This window comes from Alicyclobacillus herbarius DSM 13609, from assembly GCF_000430585.1.
Taxonomy (GTDB): domain Bacteria; phylum Bacillota; class Bacilli; order Alicyclobacillales; family Alicyclobacillaceae; genus Alicyclobacillus_G; species Alicyclobacillus_G herbarius.
The window spans coordinates 21,106-34,957 of the sequence record NZ_AUMH01000003.1 but is presented as its reverse complement, the minus strand read 5'-3'; the positions used below and the strand labels follow the sequence as shown (position 1 = coordinate 34,957).

Here is a 13,852-nt window from a genome sequence, read left to right as displayed (position 1 = left end):
GGGACATGTCTTGTTCACGGTGGTGGGTTTCACCACGTTGTCGACCGGTTGGCTGGCGGTTTTATGGATGGCCGTCGGTATGGAAATGGTCATTCACAGTCAGCAAGCGGACGTGGAAAGGGCGTATTGGCTTGCAAGGGGAGAAATGGACTCGGTCGTTCAACAATTCAAATTAGACGGTCCATCCGTCTTGGATGAGGACGTACCTACTCCGGCTGGGCAAGTGCACGTTTGGACCCAGAACGAGTCTGGTCGAGACCACGGAGACCAGAACCCAAATGAGTGGAAGATTTTTATTATCGCGCGCGTAGGCGGCGCTCAGGATGTCGAGACGGTTGCGTACGATGCGGCCCAAAAGCGGATTGTGGATTGGTTGGATGAATCCCCTCCCCCAGAATACTGAACCGTTTGCGGAGCGGTAGTATCCCCGTTGTCGCAGCCAGTGGATGATTGAACGTTGGAGACTGCCGCTCTAGCGATTATACTGGGGTTAGCTTTTGCAATGCATCAATACGAGGAAGGGCTTCATCATGCAGCATATCAAGGCAGTTTTACCTGCCGCTCGGATGGCGGAAGTCTCAAATTGGGATGCGTCATATTTTCGCAGCGAAATTCCCGAACTGGATGCTTGGGAGATCGATGAGGAGACGCTCTTGCGTCACCGTCACCTTTTGCTTGAGTACATTCGGCAACGGACCATTTGTGCCGCTTGCAAAGGCTATGAACACTGCCCGAAAGAAGGCGACATGAAGGGGTTTGTGCAAGTCCTAGAGCGGTACGGTCGGCAGTTGACCGTCGGTGTCCACCGCTGCGAGCCGTTTCAGGAGTACAGCCTTCACCTACGTCTGCAGCGCTACGTAAGAGAAGCGGGAGGACTTCCGCAGGATAGTTCCTTCCGGTTTTCCAATTTTCCCTTGGAGCAGAGGCAGAAGTATCCGCGCCTATTGCGTTTTGCCGAACAGTTTGCCGAGACTTATGAGGTGGGTCGCGCCAGTCCGGGCGTTTACTTGTTTGGACCACCAGGCGTAGGTAAGACCCACCTTCTGTTGGCCGTACTGAATCGCTTGCGTGACCGCGGAATTCCGTGTCTGTTTGTGCGTTCCGACTCGATCTTCGATCGGATGCGGCAGATTATTTCTGAAAACGGAGACTTGGAATCGCTGCTGCAGGCGCTAGCGACCGCACCAGTATTGGGGATTGACGAGTTTGCCCAAGAGCGAGCCAACGAGTTTACGTTGGAAAAGTTATTTCGTATTATTAATCATCGGTTCCACGCCAAGCTGCCCACGTGGTTTACGAGCAACTATGCCCCTCCCGATATCTATCGACGCAACGGGGAGGATTTGTTGGATTCTGTAGGGCCTTTGCGCAGTCGGATCATGCAAATGGCAAAATTGGCGAGAATGGATGGCCCAGATGCGCGGCAGCGCAATCTCCAATCTTTAACGTGAGTTCGTTGTCGCGTCCGGCTGGCGCGAAGGGGAACCCGAGTGCATGGTCCGTTCCGGCAGACCAATCAGTGCGGCTTGACGAAAGGTGATTTCAACACGTGGCGCACTGCGTTCGCGTAGTTCGTGTCGTTTGCGGTTTCGTTCTTTTTCTAGGATTGCGCGTTCCTCTTCGCTAACGTCGTACAGAAGACTGTCGTAGTATAGATCAATTTGGTCCAGTTCCTGCTTTAGGTTTTCCTGAGCCCGAATCGCCCAGGACATGTCACTGCGCAGAATATCTTGGTGTAGCTTGTCCCGCACTTTTGCAAACGCTTCGGAGATAGACAAACGTACGTTGTGCAGCAGTTCATCTGAGCGTATTACGCGCATCGGAATGTGCTTGATGTACGCATAGAAACGGTCGATCATCTGCCCGTTTTCCAGACAGACCGCCAGGGAGCGGTAAGATTGCTGAGTGAGGTCCGATTTGCAGGAAACCATTACGTTGACCATCAACCATGGGATGAGGCGATGATCTGCTCCTGAACCTACATGGATGGGGGCCACACATGCGAAACGCCCCCGTTTTTCCAAGGAATCAAAGATCTTCTCCAATCGAAAACTGCCCAGAGAGATCAACTCACACGTCGGTGGGCGGAAAAACATGCGCTCGATGTCGGACATTCCGCGGGTCTCCGCACGTTGCCAGGCTTCATCTCGCAATCGTTGATTCTCTCGTTTTGCGGCTTCTTCGGTGAATGCGAGTCTCAGGACGGACGGTTCGACTTTTTGACCGGTTTGTTCCACCCACATCCAAAAGTACGGCCGGTCGCTCAACTCTTTATCCACGTCTAGAGGCAACACGTACTCCATATAGAATTCGCTTTTGTACTGTTCTGTAGCACCTAAGGCTTGCAGATACCGCTCGCAAAATCTCATGCGTTCGTCTGCCGTGCGCAGTGGAAGGGTATGCGCTGTGGTATCCGATAGTTGCGCGCGTGGCTTCATGTCTTGTTCGAGGCCTGCCATGATTTTCGAGCGCCCTCCTCTCTCCATGCGTTCAGAATGTCATCCCCGAACTCTTGTAAACGCTCGCGTAACTGAGTTTCGTCTTCGCTGGTCATGGCGATGTCCATAACCCTACGGTCAAAGTCTGGGCCTAACTTATGGTCTCCGACGATGTAATCCAGTTCGCCAATGATCATCTCAAACATGCGGATCTTTTCTTGCAACAGGTCAACGATGTGGGCTTCAATCGTATTCTCTGTCGATAGGTTGTGGATATATACTTGCTGGGTCTGACCGAGTCGATGAATTCGGCCGATGCGCTGCTCCAGTCGCATCGGATTCCAGGGTAGATCAAAGTTGATCATGTGATGACAAAACTGTAGATTAATTCCCTCTCCGCCCGATTCAGTCGCCACGAGAACCTGGACCTTGTGCGCAAACAAGTCCTTCATCCAATCTTTTTTGCCGCGCCCAAAACCGCCGCGGAACGGAACGGCTGATATTCCATGCCGTTTGAGCATGTACAGCAGAAAGTCTTGCGTAGCGCGGTACTCTGTGAAAATCACGCACTTGTCGTCAATGTCCTGAAGCATCTCCAGCACCGTGTTGACCTTTGTATACGTTTGAATGCTCTCCGCCATGTGAATGAGCTCTTGCAGCGTCCGTTGCAGCGCTTCGTCTTTGCTGCGCTTCACCATGCGCTCCATGGTGACCATGGCGGCGTATGGGGAACTGCAGATTTCCCGCTGCAGGGTGATGAGCGGGAGAACCGAACCTCTCCCAGCAGCGCGGATCCGATATTGTGAGCGTAGAAACGTCTGTACGGAATCGTAGAGGGTGCGTTCTTCCGGACTTAGGGTGAGTGGAACCGAACGGACATGACGTGGTGGAAGTGAGGTCGATCCGTCCCTACGCCGATTCCGTATCATCACATCCGCAACTTGTTCGCGCAAGGTTGCGGGCTGTTTAGCACTTCGGGGTGACTCCAAGAAGGCTTGCGAAAATTCCCGGCTGTTTCCCAGGTGCCCGGGCCGCAAGAGTGTCACCAGGGTATGCAACTCACGCAGGTCGTTCTGCATGGGGGTTGCCGTAAGCAGAAGCAGGAACTTGTTCGGGATCTGATTCACCATCTGCCAGTTCTTAGTCCGGGGATTTTTCAATTTATGCGCCTCATCGATAATCACCAAGTCCCAGGATTGTCCCACGACTGCAGTTCGATGCGGCTCGCGTTTGGCCGTATCCAGGGACGCCACGATGATATCGTGTTCCGTCCATGTCCATTCATTTCTTTGTGCGAAGCAAGAAATGCGAAATTTTTCGTTCAACTCTCGCGTCCACTGTAGGACCAATGAGGCGGGCACCAAGATTAAGGCCTTGCGGACCAGTCCACGTAAGAGGTATTCCTTAAGAATCAGGCCAGCCTCTATCGTCTTGCCGAGACCCACTTCGTCCGCCAGAATGGCGCGGCCGCGCAGGTCGCGCAAGACGCGACGCGCGGTCTCCACTTGATGGGGAAGTGGCGTAAACCCGTGAACATGTTCCAGTGCCATCAACTCGTCAAAGCCTTGCGCCATTCTGGCTGTCACAGCAGCTGTCTGTAATTCAAACAGAACCCACTCCGACGCACGCTGGCTGGTATCCGGAAGGCTGGATAAAAACTGGAGGAAATCCTGTTCCATTGTCGTACCGTCATCGTAGATCGGCGGTGTATTTTGGGACGTGTCGACCTTGTGGGACGTATCGACTTGGCGCTTGCAATTCATTCCCATGACTCATGACCTCCATCGCCGAGACAGCCACTGTCCACCTGAGCCTAGGCATCTAGTATGGACCACGACGAAAAAAGGTTGCACCCGGCGACGGATGTTAGAGGTGAAACGGATAGGTCCTGACCGGACACATAGGTTTACTCTTGCTGTCGAAGGGGAAGGGGATGGTCAACATCACCGAAGATGCGGCCCGAAGCGTACGGCAAGTGGTCCTGGCAGTTGACGCACATCACCCGCCAACCGTGCGGCCCTAGTGCGAATCGGGTGATGCTCGTGTTGCCAAGAGCGGGGGCGGGTTGCCCTAAGTAGGTCAGCCAGGCGCGAATCAGGCCGCCGTGACTGACGCAGAGGACGCGTCCTTGACGGACATCCGTGGTGATACGCTGAATCACCTTCAACAGCCGTTGCCGCATCTGGGCTTCCGGTTCCCGAGATGGCGCACCGTTCGGAAAACGCTGATTGGCCACGCTGCGGAGTAGGCCCTCCGCCTCCCCGAGGCATTGCTCTCGAAGTCCGTCGGTGATGTGAACTGGTGCTGGAATGCGGCGAGCTAGGATACGCGCCGTAACCAACGCCCGATCGAGATCGCTCGTATAAATAGCTTGAAAAGGAATTCCTTCTAGGCTTTCGGATAAAACTGCGGCCTGGTGAAGTCCGTTTGTATTCAAGGGGATATTGGTCCAACCTTGAATACGGTGTTCGACGTTCCAGTCCGTCTCCCCATGGCGAATCAACCAGAATTCGAGCATGGGCTTACCTCCCCTTGTAGTGGTTCCAGTATAGCAAGAGGTTATGGTACAATGAACACGATTTTGGCCTTAATTTCGGGTGTACAATACGGTTCTTGACCTCGGCGAAAGGGGGGAAGGGATACAGTGGCGGGTCTCATATTGCTCCTCCATGGTCCGAATCTGAACCGCTTGGGTCAACGTCAGCCGCATATCTACGGAAAAGAAACCCTGGCGGATGTGGTTGCGCGGGTGCGCAAGGTATGTGAGCCGCACGGTGTGGAGGTCAAAGACTTTCAATCCAACCACGAAGGTGCCATCATCGATTTCGTACAGACACACGGACCACAGGCTCAGGGCATCATCCTCAACCCTGGGGCACTGGCTCACTATGGGTATGCGCTGCGCGACTGTTTAGAGGATATCGGCCGTCCCGTGGTTGAAATACATATTTCCAATGTTCATCGCCGGGAACCATTTCGGCACCAGCTCGTGTTGGCACCGGTGGCAGTTGGTCAGATTGTCGGGCTGGGCCCGATTGGATATGAATACGCGGCCCACTATCTATTGCAGTTGATGACATCTGAATGACGGGTCCCTACGCAAAGGAGGGCTAGGAATGAATTCTCGTCTGCTGGAGCTACGCAAGGCACTCCGGACGCAGGGGCTGGAGGCTCTATTTGTTGCCGAACCTAATAACCGACGGTATTTAAGCGGGTTTACGGGAACCTCTGGGTTCCTTTTGGTCACTCCGGAGAAACAATGGTTTCTTACCGATTTTCGGTACATAGAGCAGGCGAAGGCGCAGTGTCCGGAGTTTGCGGTGGTGGATCATGGTGCGTCCGTTGTCGACGCGATGGCAGATCTGCTGCAAGACGCAGGCGTAAAGTCACTGGCATTTGAACAAGACTATCTAACGTATGGAGAGGTCTTGCGTTATAAAGAACTGGAGAACCGGGTGCCCGGCTTAACGCTTGTTCCGGTTTCGGACCTGATTGAGTCCTTGCGGATGACCAAAGATACCGCTGAGATTGACCGGATTCAGCAAGCGGCGGCGATTGCAGATGCTGCCTTTACGTACGTTTTGGGTGTCATTCGTCCGGGCATTACGGAAAAGGAAGTAGCCCTGGAATTAGAACTGTACATGCGGAGGCAAGGTGCCAGTGGTCCTTCTTTTGAGACCATCGTCGCCTCAGGCTGGCGTTCTGCGCTCCCTCATGGGGTCGCAAGTGACAAGGTGATTGAGACCGGGGATTTTGTTACGCTGGATTTTGGGGCGGTTCTTGATGGGTACTGCTCGGACCTCACCCGTACCGTTGTCGTAGGCCAACCAGAACCGCGGCAACGAGAGATTTATGGATACGTGAAAAAAGCCAATGAACTCGCTTTGGCGGCGGCTCGACCCGGATTGACGGGGCGAGAACTGGACGCCGTCGCCCGCAATTACCTGGCCCATCAAGGCTTGGCCGATGCCTTTGGTCATAGTCTCGGCCACGGCGTAGGTCTTGCGATTCATGAATCACCGCGTGTATCTAAACAGAGCGAAGACCGACTGGCCAAAGGGATGGTCATCACTATTGAACCCGGGGTGTATTTGCCGGGCTGGGGCGGGGTTCGCATCGAGGATGACATCGTTTTAACGGACGACGGATGTAAAATCCTTACCCATGCACCGAAGGACCTGATCTCCGTGGGATAAGGTAAGCCGTAAATCGCATGGACATCTGTAGAGGAGGCAGTGGAGTTGATTTCAAGCAACGATTTTCGTCCGGGTACAACCATTGAGGTGGATGGAAATATTTATCGCGTCATCGAGTTTATGCACGTAAAGCCGGGGAAAGGTGCCGCTTTCGTGCGTACCAAACTAAAGAACGTGAAGACGGGTGCGGTCAAGGAACAGACGTTCCGAGCCGGAGAAAAAGTTCCGCGCGCCCGGATTGAAACGCGGGAAATGCAGTATCTATACAATGACGGAGAGAACTATACTTTTATGGATACGGAGACGTATGAACAGATTCAAATCAATAAATCCCAGCTCGAATACGAGTTGAACTTCCTCAAAGAGAATATGAATTGCTACGTTGTGATGCATGAAGGGCAATCGATAGGCATCGATCTACCCAATACGGTGGAGCTGGAGGTCGTTCGTACGGAGCCGGGCATTAAAGGCGATACGGCTCAGGGTGGAAGCAAACCCGCCACGTTGGAAACCGGCTATACACTCAGCGTTCCTCTATTTGTCAATGAAGGTGAACGTATTATTGTGGATACGCGCAGTGGGGAGTACGTTTCACGCGCCTAGGGATTCCCGATACAACGAGAACCGAACGCTCCAGAATTTCATAATCCGTTTGAAAACCGTCTCGGCTTACTCGGGACGGTTTCTTTTTGCCCGAAATTTTCCTGCGCGCGTCTACTCCGCGGGTTGTCCGCATAGCACTGGTTAGGGGGGATGAATATGTGGAACGTGGTGGACAAAGTGGTGTACGCGATGGCGGGTCTGCGGACTATATCCGGTCTGATTGAATTGACAGCGGCGATGCTCATGATCTACGCAGGAACTGCGGCGAAGGCTCTGCAGATCAATGGGGCGTTGGCGCTGGTTGGTCCTTTCATTCTGGTTGCCGTCACGGCCTTGGGCCTCGCCGGGCTGGCGAGCGAATTAAACTGGGGGAGGCTCATTTGGATTCTTGTCGGAGTCGGCTGCATTCTGTATGGCGCCCGCGCGGCGTGACACCATTTTCGGCGGCACAACCGGCGAAACCGTGTGCACTCCGCGGGCTGCCATGTGGATTACGTGGTTTGCTTGCGAAACAGGCTGAACACGAAGAACATCAAGAGGACAAAGATTACGAGAAAGACGACAATCCATCGGATGAGAACGGTGATTTCCATTCGATTCGTTCCCTCCTTTTTTCTTTATTCACCTCTCTCGTTTCATCACTCCTTCCATCACATGCAAAACCGGACCAGAATGTGCGCTCGAACGAAAAAACCGTGACCCCCGTCCGCCTGGCATAAGGAGCTCTGCCCGTCCATATACATGGACTAACCGAGGGGGTGGACGACCGTGGACGCCCAGAGGGAACGTGGGCTGGGAACTGGACACCGCAGTTGGGACGCAGTCATCCGGGTATGTCCGCCGGATGTTTTCACGTACCTGGAAAAACTCTCTGCGTTCGAACGCGAACGGATTGAGGAATTGCGATTTCGCCTAGGTCAACCACTGCAGGTTTGCGGGGACGGCGTCAACGCGTTTGTCGGACGGAATGGGGAGTTGACGCAAGACCCCAAGGAGGGTGTGTGTATCGAACAGGAGCACATCACCCGGGTTTTGCAAGTGGTGACACAGTCCTCGCTGTACGCGGTCGAAGACGAGCTTCGTCGCGGTTTTGTGACGATGCCCGGCGGCCATCGGGTCGGTGTTGCGGGACGGACTGTCCTCTACGACTCAGGTGCAGTTCGGTCCGTTCGCAGTATCACTTCTCTAAACATTCGCCTGGCTAAGGAGAGGCCTGGATGTGCCAGTACGGTTTGGCCGCATCTCTGGAATCCCGACACGAAACGACCGTTCAGCACCTTGCTCATCTCTCCACCGCAGTGCGGAAAGACGACGATGCTGCGCGACCTGGCCCGACACTTCAGCGAGGGAGAGGGGCGGATTGCAGGGATGAAAGTCAGCATCGTCGACGAACGGTCCGAGATTGCCGGATGTGTGGATGGGGTACCCCAGTTCTCGTTGGGACCACGCACGGACGTCCTCGATGCCTGTCCCAAGGCGGAGGGGATGCTGATGGCCATCCGAAGTCTTTCGCCGGACTTGATTGTCACGGACGAAATCGGTCGTGCCGCGGATACCGACGCGATTTTGGAAGCCTCGCATGCGGGGGTTGCGGTGCTGGCCAGCGCGCACGCCCGCAATCTTCAGGAATGGAGCGAGCGCCCTTACATGCGCGACCTGTTTGAAATGCGCGCTTTTGAGCGGTTTATCGTCCTCAGTCGACGCGATGGTCCCGGAACCATCGAGGCCCTTTTAGACGAGACAGGGCGGAGACTTGCCGCGTCCGTTCCAGCCGGGCGGAGAATTCGCGGATGATCCGCGAGCTGGGGGCAGCCCTGGTCTTCATCGCCTGCACCGGTCTCGGGTTTCGCGTGGCGCGGGATTATCGGGACAGGCCTCGGCACCTTTCGACGCTGACGCACGCCATCCGATTACTACAGGCCGAGATTGAGTTCAGCGTGACGCCGTTGCCGCAGGCGTTGGCGCGGACGGCAGAGCGCAGCCGCCCACCGGCGAATCGGCTGCTGCGCGCCGCAGCCGAGAATTTACAGCGTGGAGAGGTCAGCGTCGAGGACGCGTTTGCAGCCAGCATCGAATCCGTACGGGGATATGCCGCGCTGACTCGCCAGGATTGGGAGGTTGTCAAGCAATTCGGCGCGACGGTGGGGACATCGGACAGGGCGCATCAAAGTCAGCAGTTCGCAGTGGCCCTTGCAAACCTGAATCGGCTGGAGCAGGAGGCCCGCGAGAGCCAGAGAAAGAACGAGCGTTTATGGCAGTACCTCGGGGTTCTGTGCGGACTTCTCATTGTCATCCTGCTCTATTGATAAAATGCCTGTTTTGTGGGGAGGAGCCGTCATGACCCCAGAAATCCGCGCGGTGTTTCAGATCTTTGGCATTGGTTTTTTGGTGGCCATCCTACACACCATTCTTAAACAAAGCGGAAAGGAAGAGTTTGCCCACTGGACCACTCTACTCGGATTTGTCGCCGTCTTCGTGATTGTCATCGGATACGTGGATCGCCTCTACGATGAAATCCAACGCGTGTTCCTGAGTCAGTAGGTGACCGCATTGCACATTTTGCAGCTTGTTGGGATTGGGCTGGTGGCGACCGTTTTGGCAAGCGTACTGCGCCCACAGGTGCCGCAGTTCGCCTTGCTGATAGGGCTTTTGGCTGGGACGGTCATGCTGCTGGCGGTGGTGCGGAATCTCGACGCGGTGGTGGTCGTTTTAAACGATTTGGCGCGCGAGGCCAACGTCGACAAAGGCGTTCTCTCCACCGTCCTCAAGATTATTGGCATCGCCTACATTGTCGAGTTTGCCGCGCAAATTGCCCGGGACGCACAGGAGGGAGCTTTGGCCAACAGGATTGAGTTGGCCGGCAAAGTGGGGATTGTCGTCTTGGCGATCCCGATTGTCACCGATGTCGTGGAGTCGCTGATTCATCTCCTGCCGTAACGGCCGATAAGGGGGGCTAGCCGTGTGGACTCGCCGCTTCGGTCGCATCGGGGTTATCCTCCTGACGACGGCCATGTGTCTCATTGTGACGTTGTTTGGGAGTCCGCACATAGTGCACGCCGAGCAAGCGGATAACCCGACGGCAGCCACAACCTCGGTGTCCAGTGCGGCGGCAACCACGGCCCATGACATGCTCGAAAAAGCGGCTGAGGGTCAACTGGATGATTTGCCCACGGAGTCCATCACAAAGTTCTGGACGGAGTTGGAGCAGGAATACGGAGGTTATCTTCCGGAGGCATCGGGCACGGACCTCATTCGTTCCATTTTGGACAATGGCGGCGTCAACTTGCACGGCTTTACAGCCGGTCTGTTGGAGTACTTCTTTCACGAAGTGCTCGGCAACTTGCGGATTCTTGGCTCCATCCTGATTCTTGCCGTCTTGGCCGCTGTCCTAGAGTCGCTCCAGACCGCCTTTGAACGGCAAACGGTCAGTCAAGTCGCGTATGCGATGATCTTTTTCGTCTTGATGATTCTCGCCATCGGCTCCTTTACACAGGCCATGGGTTATGCCAAGCATGCAATTCACACCATGACTGATTTTATGCTGGCAACCGTCCCGCTTGCGGTCACACTGCTGGCCGCTTCGGGAGCGCCCGCGTCAGCCGCGTTTTTTCACCCCATCCTGTTGTTTGCCGTGCACATGATTAGCAACGTGGTCTTTTTGTTGGTCTTTCCGATGATTTTCTTCGCCGCTGTCTTGGATATTACGAGCGCCCTGTCGCCTCGCTATCAGTTGACGCGCTTGGCGGGTCTTTTGCGTACCATCGGGGTCGGCGTGCTCGGTTTGTCGTTAACCGTGTTTTTGGGGATTGCCAGTGTGCAAGGGTTGGGGCGGGGCATCGCGGATGGCGTCGCCATGCGCACCGCAAAATTTGCCGTTGGTGCCTTTGTGCCTGTCATCGGCAAGGCGCTGTCGGATGCCGCGGAGACTGTGGTCAGTGCGTCGTTGCTCGTCAAAAATGCGGTGGGCATCGCAGGGCTTATCATCCTCGCGTGTATTGCCGTGTTTCCGGCCCTGAAGATCCTGGCTCTGGCCCTGATATACAACGGGAGCGCGGCGTTGATGCAGCCGCTTGGGGAAACGTCGATGGTCAATTGCTTAGGCGCTCTCGCCAAGAGCTTGATCCTGGTTTTTGCTAGTGTGGCTGCGGTGGCGTTGATGTTCTTCATCTCGATTTGCATTCTATTGGCGGCTGCAAACATTGCAGCGGTGATGACGTGAGCGCGCTGGGTGGATGGCTGAAGCAAATTGTGTTGGTCGTCATGTTGGCCATTTTGGCCGATATGCTGCTCCCGACTCGCACGATGCAAAAGTATGTCCGGATGGTAATGGGATTGGCCGTCATCGCCGTCATGCTGGGACCCGTGACGCCGTTGACGCAGCGTGACTGGGCGGCACACCTCGCTGACTGGGCGTTGCGGCAGATCGACACGGTCGGTGCGCCGCCAAGCTCTCATACGGACGTCGTGGCCGGATGGGGTGCGGATCAGCTCGAAAAAACCTTGGCCGAACAACAGAACCGAGTCGCCAATCATAACCTGGCGCAAGCGTTGGAGCAAGGGTTGAATCAGCAGTTTGGGATTCATAGCGACGGCATCACGGTTTCTGGGGCAGCGGCCACCCACTCGCCAAGCGTCGTCATCCGCTTGCCGGCGACCGAGGCGGATCGCGCAGATGCTGTCCGCGACTGGGTGGCCAGGACGCTCGAGATTTTACCGACGCAGGTCCAGGTCGTTATCCAAGGGGGGGAAGGCGATGGAATGGAAACGGCTTTTGGAAAATAGGTGGCTCGTGGTGCTCGGCGTGATTGGCGTGCTCTGTCTACTTATCGGGTCGTTTTGGCCGGGTTCCGTCGCTGCGGTGGCGACCATGAGCAAAAACACGGGGAAAAGCGTCTCAAACACGAAGTCCGACGCGAGAACGAGTACATCGGGAGATTCGCAACAGCTGGACCAGCAGTTGACCAAAATGCTGCAAAACATTGCAGGGATTCACCGCGTGTCGGTGATGATTACGTTCGATTCCAACGGTAGTGTGGAGGTGGCCAACAATGTGCGCAAGACCATCACAAAGCAGGGAGGGCGTTCTGGCTCCGAATCGACCACCACGGATACCGAGGTCTTCTCGCAGCGAAACGGAGACGGGAGCGACTCACCGTACGTTATCAGCCGGAAAACGCCGACCGTTCGGGGGGTATTGGTCACGGTGAACGCGGATGATTTTGACCTAGCCAAGGCAGAAATTATTGACGCAATTACGAATGTGTTGGACGTGCCCGCATATAAAATTAGCGTGGAACCTCAAAAGCCGAGTTCATAGAATCGGGGAGGAATGTACAGTGGTAAAACGGCAGACCGTTTGGCTCTCGACGATGATGGTGTTGTCGCTGATGCTAATCGGCTACTACACCATGAACGGATCGCAAAGTCAGACTGGATCAAACCAGGACGAGACGATTACCACGACGGCTGGCGACAATGGCAAGGATACCAATAAGGACAATAGCAACGACCAGGCCAACCAAGGCTCCATAACAAATCAGTCGGGTCAACAAACGTCGACGGGGTCGGAAGATTGGTTTATCAGTCAACAGACACAGGTGCAGCAGAATCTCGCAAAATTGGAGGATACCTATAAGAACATTATCACGAACACCAAGTCGCCGGACTCGCAGGTGGCACAAGCCCAGGAGGCGATACAGGTACTGGAGAACGTCCGCGGTGGGATTGAGAACGCCCATGACGCCATCGTGAACGACGGATTTCAGGATTGTGTCATCTACCCGGTCTTCGACAAGCAGGGAGACCTGACGAAGGTGAACGTCTACGTCAAGGCCAAAAAGCTGTCGGCTGATCAGGCGGTGAAAGTGATGAATATTGTCCACCAGCAGCTGAACATCGATTTGATGAATGTGTCGGTACAAGTCCCTAAGTCCAACTAAATTCAATCCGCCCGAAAATTCGCCCGAACCCCCTGGAGCCCCGTTCGCAGGAGCGGGGCGGACGTTTGTCCAGTGGCTCCGATTTATGCGCCTCAAGAGGGTCTGTGCTATACTAATGCGAGTAATTTGGACACGTCTTGGGGAGTGAGTCAGGCTTGTTAAAGTTTGAGGAGATTCGCGAACTGGTTCGCCTGTTCGATGAAACGAACGTGGTCGAACTCAATCTTGAACTTGAGGGCGCAAAGATTCGCTTGAAAAAGGCAGAGGCGGTCCTACAGACGGCGCCGAGCACGGGATTCGTTCCGGCCCTCCCAGCAGTGTCGAACCAAGCTGTGGCGCCTGTGCCGCGGGTGAGCGATACAGCGGTCGAGACGACCGAGCCGCAATCGACGGCGCCTGTAGCGGTCGAAACGTCCGTCGAGGAGGCTGGGATTCATATTGTCAGTTCACCGATGGTCGGTACGTTCTATCGCGCGCCGTCACCAGATGCTCCCCCGTTTGTGGAGCGCGGATCGAAGGTCGATGAAAAGACGGTGGTGTGCATCGTCGAGGCCATGAAGCTGATGAACGAGATTGAGGCCGAAGTCAAAGGCGAAGTGGTCGAGGTCTTGGCGGAAAACGGGCAACTGGTTGAATACGGGCAACCATTGTTCAAGATTAAAGTGTCGTGAGGAGC

Annotated in this window: 18 protein-coding genes; 15 read left to right on the top strand and 3 right to left on the bottom strand. The window is 55.2% G+C overall.

The window, feature by feature from the left end; translation table 11 throughout:
- The first annotated feature begins 10 nt into the window (after window positions 1-10).
- Both H522_RS0102610 and zapE read left to right on the top strand, forming a co-directional pair.
- The gene (locus H522_RS0102610) at window positions 11-403 is read left to right on the top strand and encodes a hypothetical protein (RefSeq protein WP_026961111.1); all 393 of its coding nucleotides are present in this window, start codon (window positions 11-13) and stop codon (window positions 401-403) included.
- Between the two features lie 127 nt (window positions 404-530).
- Complete coding sequence (gene zapE / locus H522_RS0102605) at window positions 531-1,451, top strand: AFG1/ZapE family ATPase (protein WP_026961110.1); 921 nt, start codon at window positions 531-533, stop codon at window positions 1,449-1,451.
- Here zapE and H522_RS17190 read toward each other — a convergent pair.
- The 3 genes from H522_RS17190 to H522_RS17185 all read right to left on the bottom strand — a co-directional run bounded on the left by H522_RS17190 (window position 1,443) and on the right by H522_RS17185 (window position 4,956).
- Window positions 1,443-2,459, bottom strand: a complete 1,017-nt coding sequence (locus H522_RS17190; protein ID WP_051343733.1) for a YqhG family protein — start codon at window positions 2,457-2,459, stop codon at window positions 1,443-1,445. The two genes, zapE and H522_RS17190, sit on opposite strands and share 9 nt — an antisense overlap.
- Window positions 2,435-4,201: a DEAD/DEAH box helicase gene (locus H522_RS0102595; RefSeq protein WP_245577990.1), complete on the bottom strand. Its 1,767-nt coding sequence runs from the start codon at window positions 4,199-4,201 to the stop codon at window positions 2,435-2,437. Before H522_RS0102595 ends, H522_RS17190 begins: the two co-directional genes overlap by 25 nt.
- Before the next feature lie 143 nt (window positions 4,202-4,344).
- Window positions 4,345-4,956: a histidine phosphatase family protein gene (locus tag H522_RS17185; protein ID WP_051343730.1), complete on the bottom strand. Its 612-nt coding sequence runs from the start codon at window positions 4,954-4,956 to the stop codon at window positions 4,345-4,347.
- 126 nt (window positions 4,957-5,082) lie between these two features.
- On the opposite strand from H522_RS17185, the gene aroQ reads away from it, so the two are divergent.
- The 13 genes from aroQ (at window position 5,083) to accB (ending at window position 13,847) form a co-directional block, all read left to right on the top strand.
- Window positions 5,083-5,526, top strand: coding sequence for a type II 3-dehydroquinate dehydratase (gene aroQ, locus H522_RS0102585; protein WP_026961108.1), 444 nt, complete (start codon window positions 5,083-5,085; stop codon window positions 5,524-5,526).
- Between the two features lie 28 nt (window positions 5,527-5,554).
- Window positions 5,555-6,634: a M24 family metallopeptidase gene (locus H522_RS0102580; RefSeq protein WP_026961107.1), complete on the top strand. Its 1,080-nt coding sequence runs from the start codon at window positions 5,555-5,557 to the stop codon at window positions 6,632-6,634.
- A gap of 45 nt (window positions 6,635-6,679) precedes the next feature.
- Window positions 6,680-7,237 (top strand): elongation factor P, encoded by a 558-nt coding sequence (gene efp, locus H522_RS0102575; RefSeq protein WP_026961106.1) that lies wholly within the window; start codon window positions 6,680-6,682, stop codon window positions 7,235-7,237.
- A gap of 156 nt (window positions 7,238-7,393) precedes the next feature.
- Window positions 7,394-7,669 carry a YqhV family protein gene (locus H522_RS0102570; RefSeq protein ID WP_026961105.1) on the top strand — a complete coding sequence of 92 codons (276 nt, stop codon included), beginning with the start codon at window positions 7,394-7,396 and terminating at the stop codon, window positions 7,667-7,669.
- Window positions 7,670-8,005: 336 nt separating this feature from the next.
- Window positions 8,006-9,031, top strand: coding sequence for a stage III sporulation protein AA (gene spoIIIAA, locus H522_RS17180; RefSeq protein ID WP_245577989.1), 1,026 nt, complete (start codon window positions 8,006-8,008; stop codon window positions 9,029-9,031).
- Window positions 9,028-9,543, top strand: a complete 516-nt coding sequence (gene spoIIIAB / locus H522_RS0102555) for a stage III sporulation protein SpoIIIAB (RefSeq protein ID WP_026961104.1) — start codon at window positions 9,028-9,030, stop codon at window positions 9,541-9,543. The genes spoIIIAA and spoIIIAB overlap by 4 nt, the downstream gene beginning before the upstream one ends.
- A 31-nt stretch (window positions 9,544-9,574) precedes the next feature.
- Entirely contained in the window at window positions 9,575-9,778 is a 204-nt protein-coding gene (gene spoIIIAC / locus H522_RS0102550; protein ID WP_026961103.1) for a stage III sporulation protein AC, read from the top strand.
- Window positions 9,779-10,174 carry a stage III sporulation protein AD gene (spoIIIAD, locus tag H522_RS0102545; protein ID WP_337956068.1) on the top strand — a complete coding sequence of 132 codons (396 nt, stop codon included), beginning with the start codon at window positions 9,779-9,781 and terminating at the stop codon, window positions 10,172-10,174.
- Window positions 10,175-10,196: 22 nt separating this feature from the next.
- On the top strand, window positions 10,197-11,456 hold the full coding sequence (gene spoIIIAE / locus H522_RS17175; protein ID WP_245577988.1) for a stage III sporulation protein AE: 1,260 nt from the start codon (window positions 10,197-10,199) through the stop codon (window positions 11,454-11,456).
- On the top strand, window positions 11,453-12,019 hold the full coding sequence (gene spoIIIAF, locus H522_RS0102535; RefSeq protein WP_026961101.1) for a stage III sporulation protein AF: 567 nt from the start codon (window positions 11,453-11,455) through the stop codon (window positions 12,017-12,019). The genes spoIIIAE and spoIIIAF overlap by 4 nt, the downstream gene beginning before the upstream one ends.
- Entirely contained in the window at window positions 11,991-12,554 is a 564-nt protein-coding gene (locus H522_RS0102530) for a hypothetical protein (protein ID WP_026961100.1), read from the top strand. The genes spoIIIAF and H522_RS0102530 overlap by 29 nt, the downstream gene beginning before the upstream one ends.
- A 19-nt stretch (window positions 12,555-12,573) precedes the next feature.
- Window positions 12,574-13,176, top strand: coding sequence for a SpoIIIAH-like family protein (locus H522_RS0102525; RefSeq protein ID WP_051343728.1), 603 nt, complete (start codon window positions 12,574-12,576; stop codon window positions 13,174-13,176).
- A gap of 155 nt (window positions 13,177-13,331) precedes the next feature.
- Window positions 13,332-13,847 (top strand): acetyl-CoA carboxylase biotin carboxyl carrier protein, encoded by a 516-nt coding sequence (gene accB / locus H522_RS0102520; protein WP_026961098.1) that lies wholly within the window; start codon window positions 13,332-13,334, stop codon window positions 13,845-13,847.
- Window positions 13,848-13,852: the final 5 nt, after the last annotated feature.

Excerpts from the sequence above, each read along its gene's own strand:
- zapE (WP_026961110.1), top strand. The coding sequence starts at position 531 with ATGCAGCATATCAAGGCAGTTTTACCTGCCGCTCGGATGGCGGAAGTC.
- H522_RS0102570 (WP_026961105.1), top strand. The coding sequence starts at position 7,394 with ATGTGGAACGTGGTGGACAAAGTGGTGTACGCGATGGCGGGTCTGCGG.
- H522_RS17190 (WP_051343733.1), bottom strand. The coding sequence starts at position 2,459 with ATGGCAGGCCTCGAACAAGACATGAAGCCACGCGCGCAACTATCGGAT.
- spoIIIAC (WP_026961103.1), top strand. The coding sequence starts at position 9,575 with ATGACCCCAGAAATCCGCGCGGTGTTTCAGATCTTTGGCATTGGTTTT.
- H522_RS0102595 (WP_245577990.1), bottom strand. The coding sequence starts at position 4,201 with ATGAATTGCAAGCGCCAAGTCGATACGTCCCACAAGGTCGACACGTCC.
- H522_RS17185 (WP_051343730.1), bottom strand. The coding sequence starts at position 4,956 with ATGCTCGAATTCTGGTTGATTCGCCATGGGGAGACGGACTGGAACGTC.
- spoIIIAB (WP_026961104.1), top strand. The coding sequence starts at position 9,028 with ATGATCCGCGAGCTGGGGGCAGCCCTGGTCTTCATCGCCTGCACCGGT.
- H522_RS0102530 (WP_026961100.1), top strand. The coding sequence starts at position 11,991 with ATGGAATGGAAACGGCTTTTGGAAAATAGGTGGCTCGTGGTGCTCGGC.
- H522_RS0102580 (WP_026961107.1), top strand. The coding sequence starts at position 5,555 with ATGAATTCTCGTCTGCTGGAGCTACGCAAGGCACTCCGGACGCAGGGG.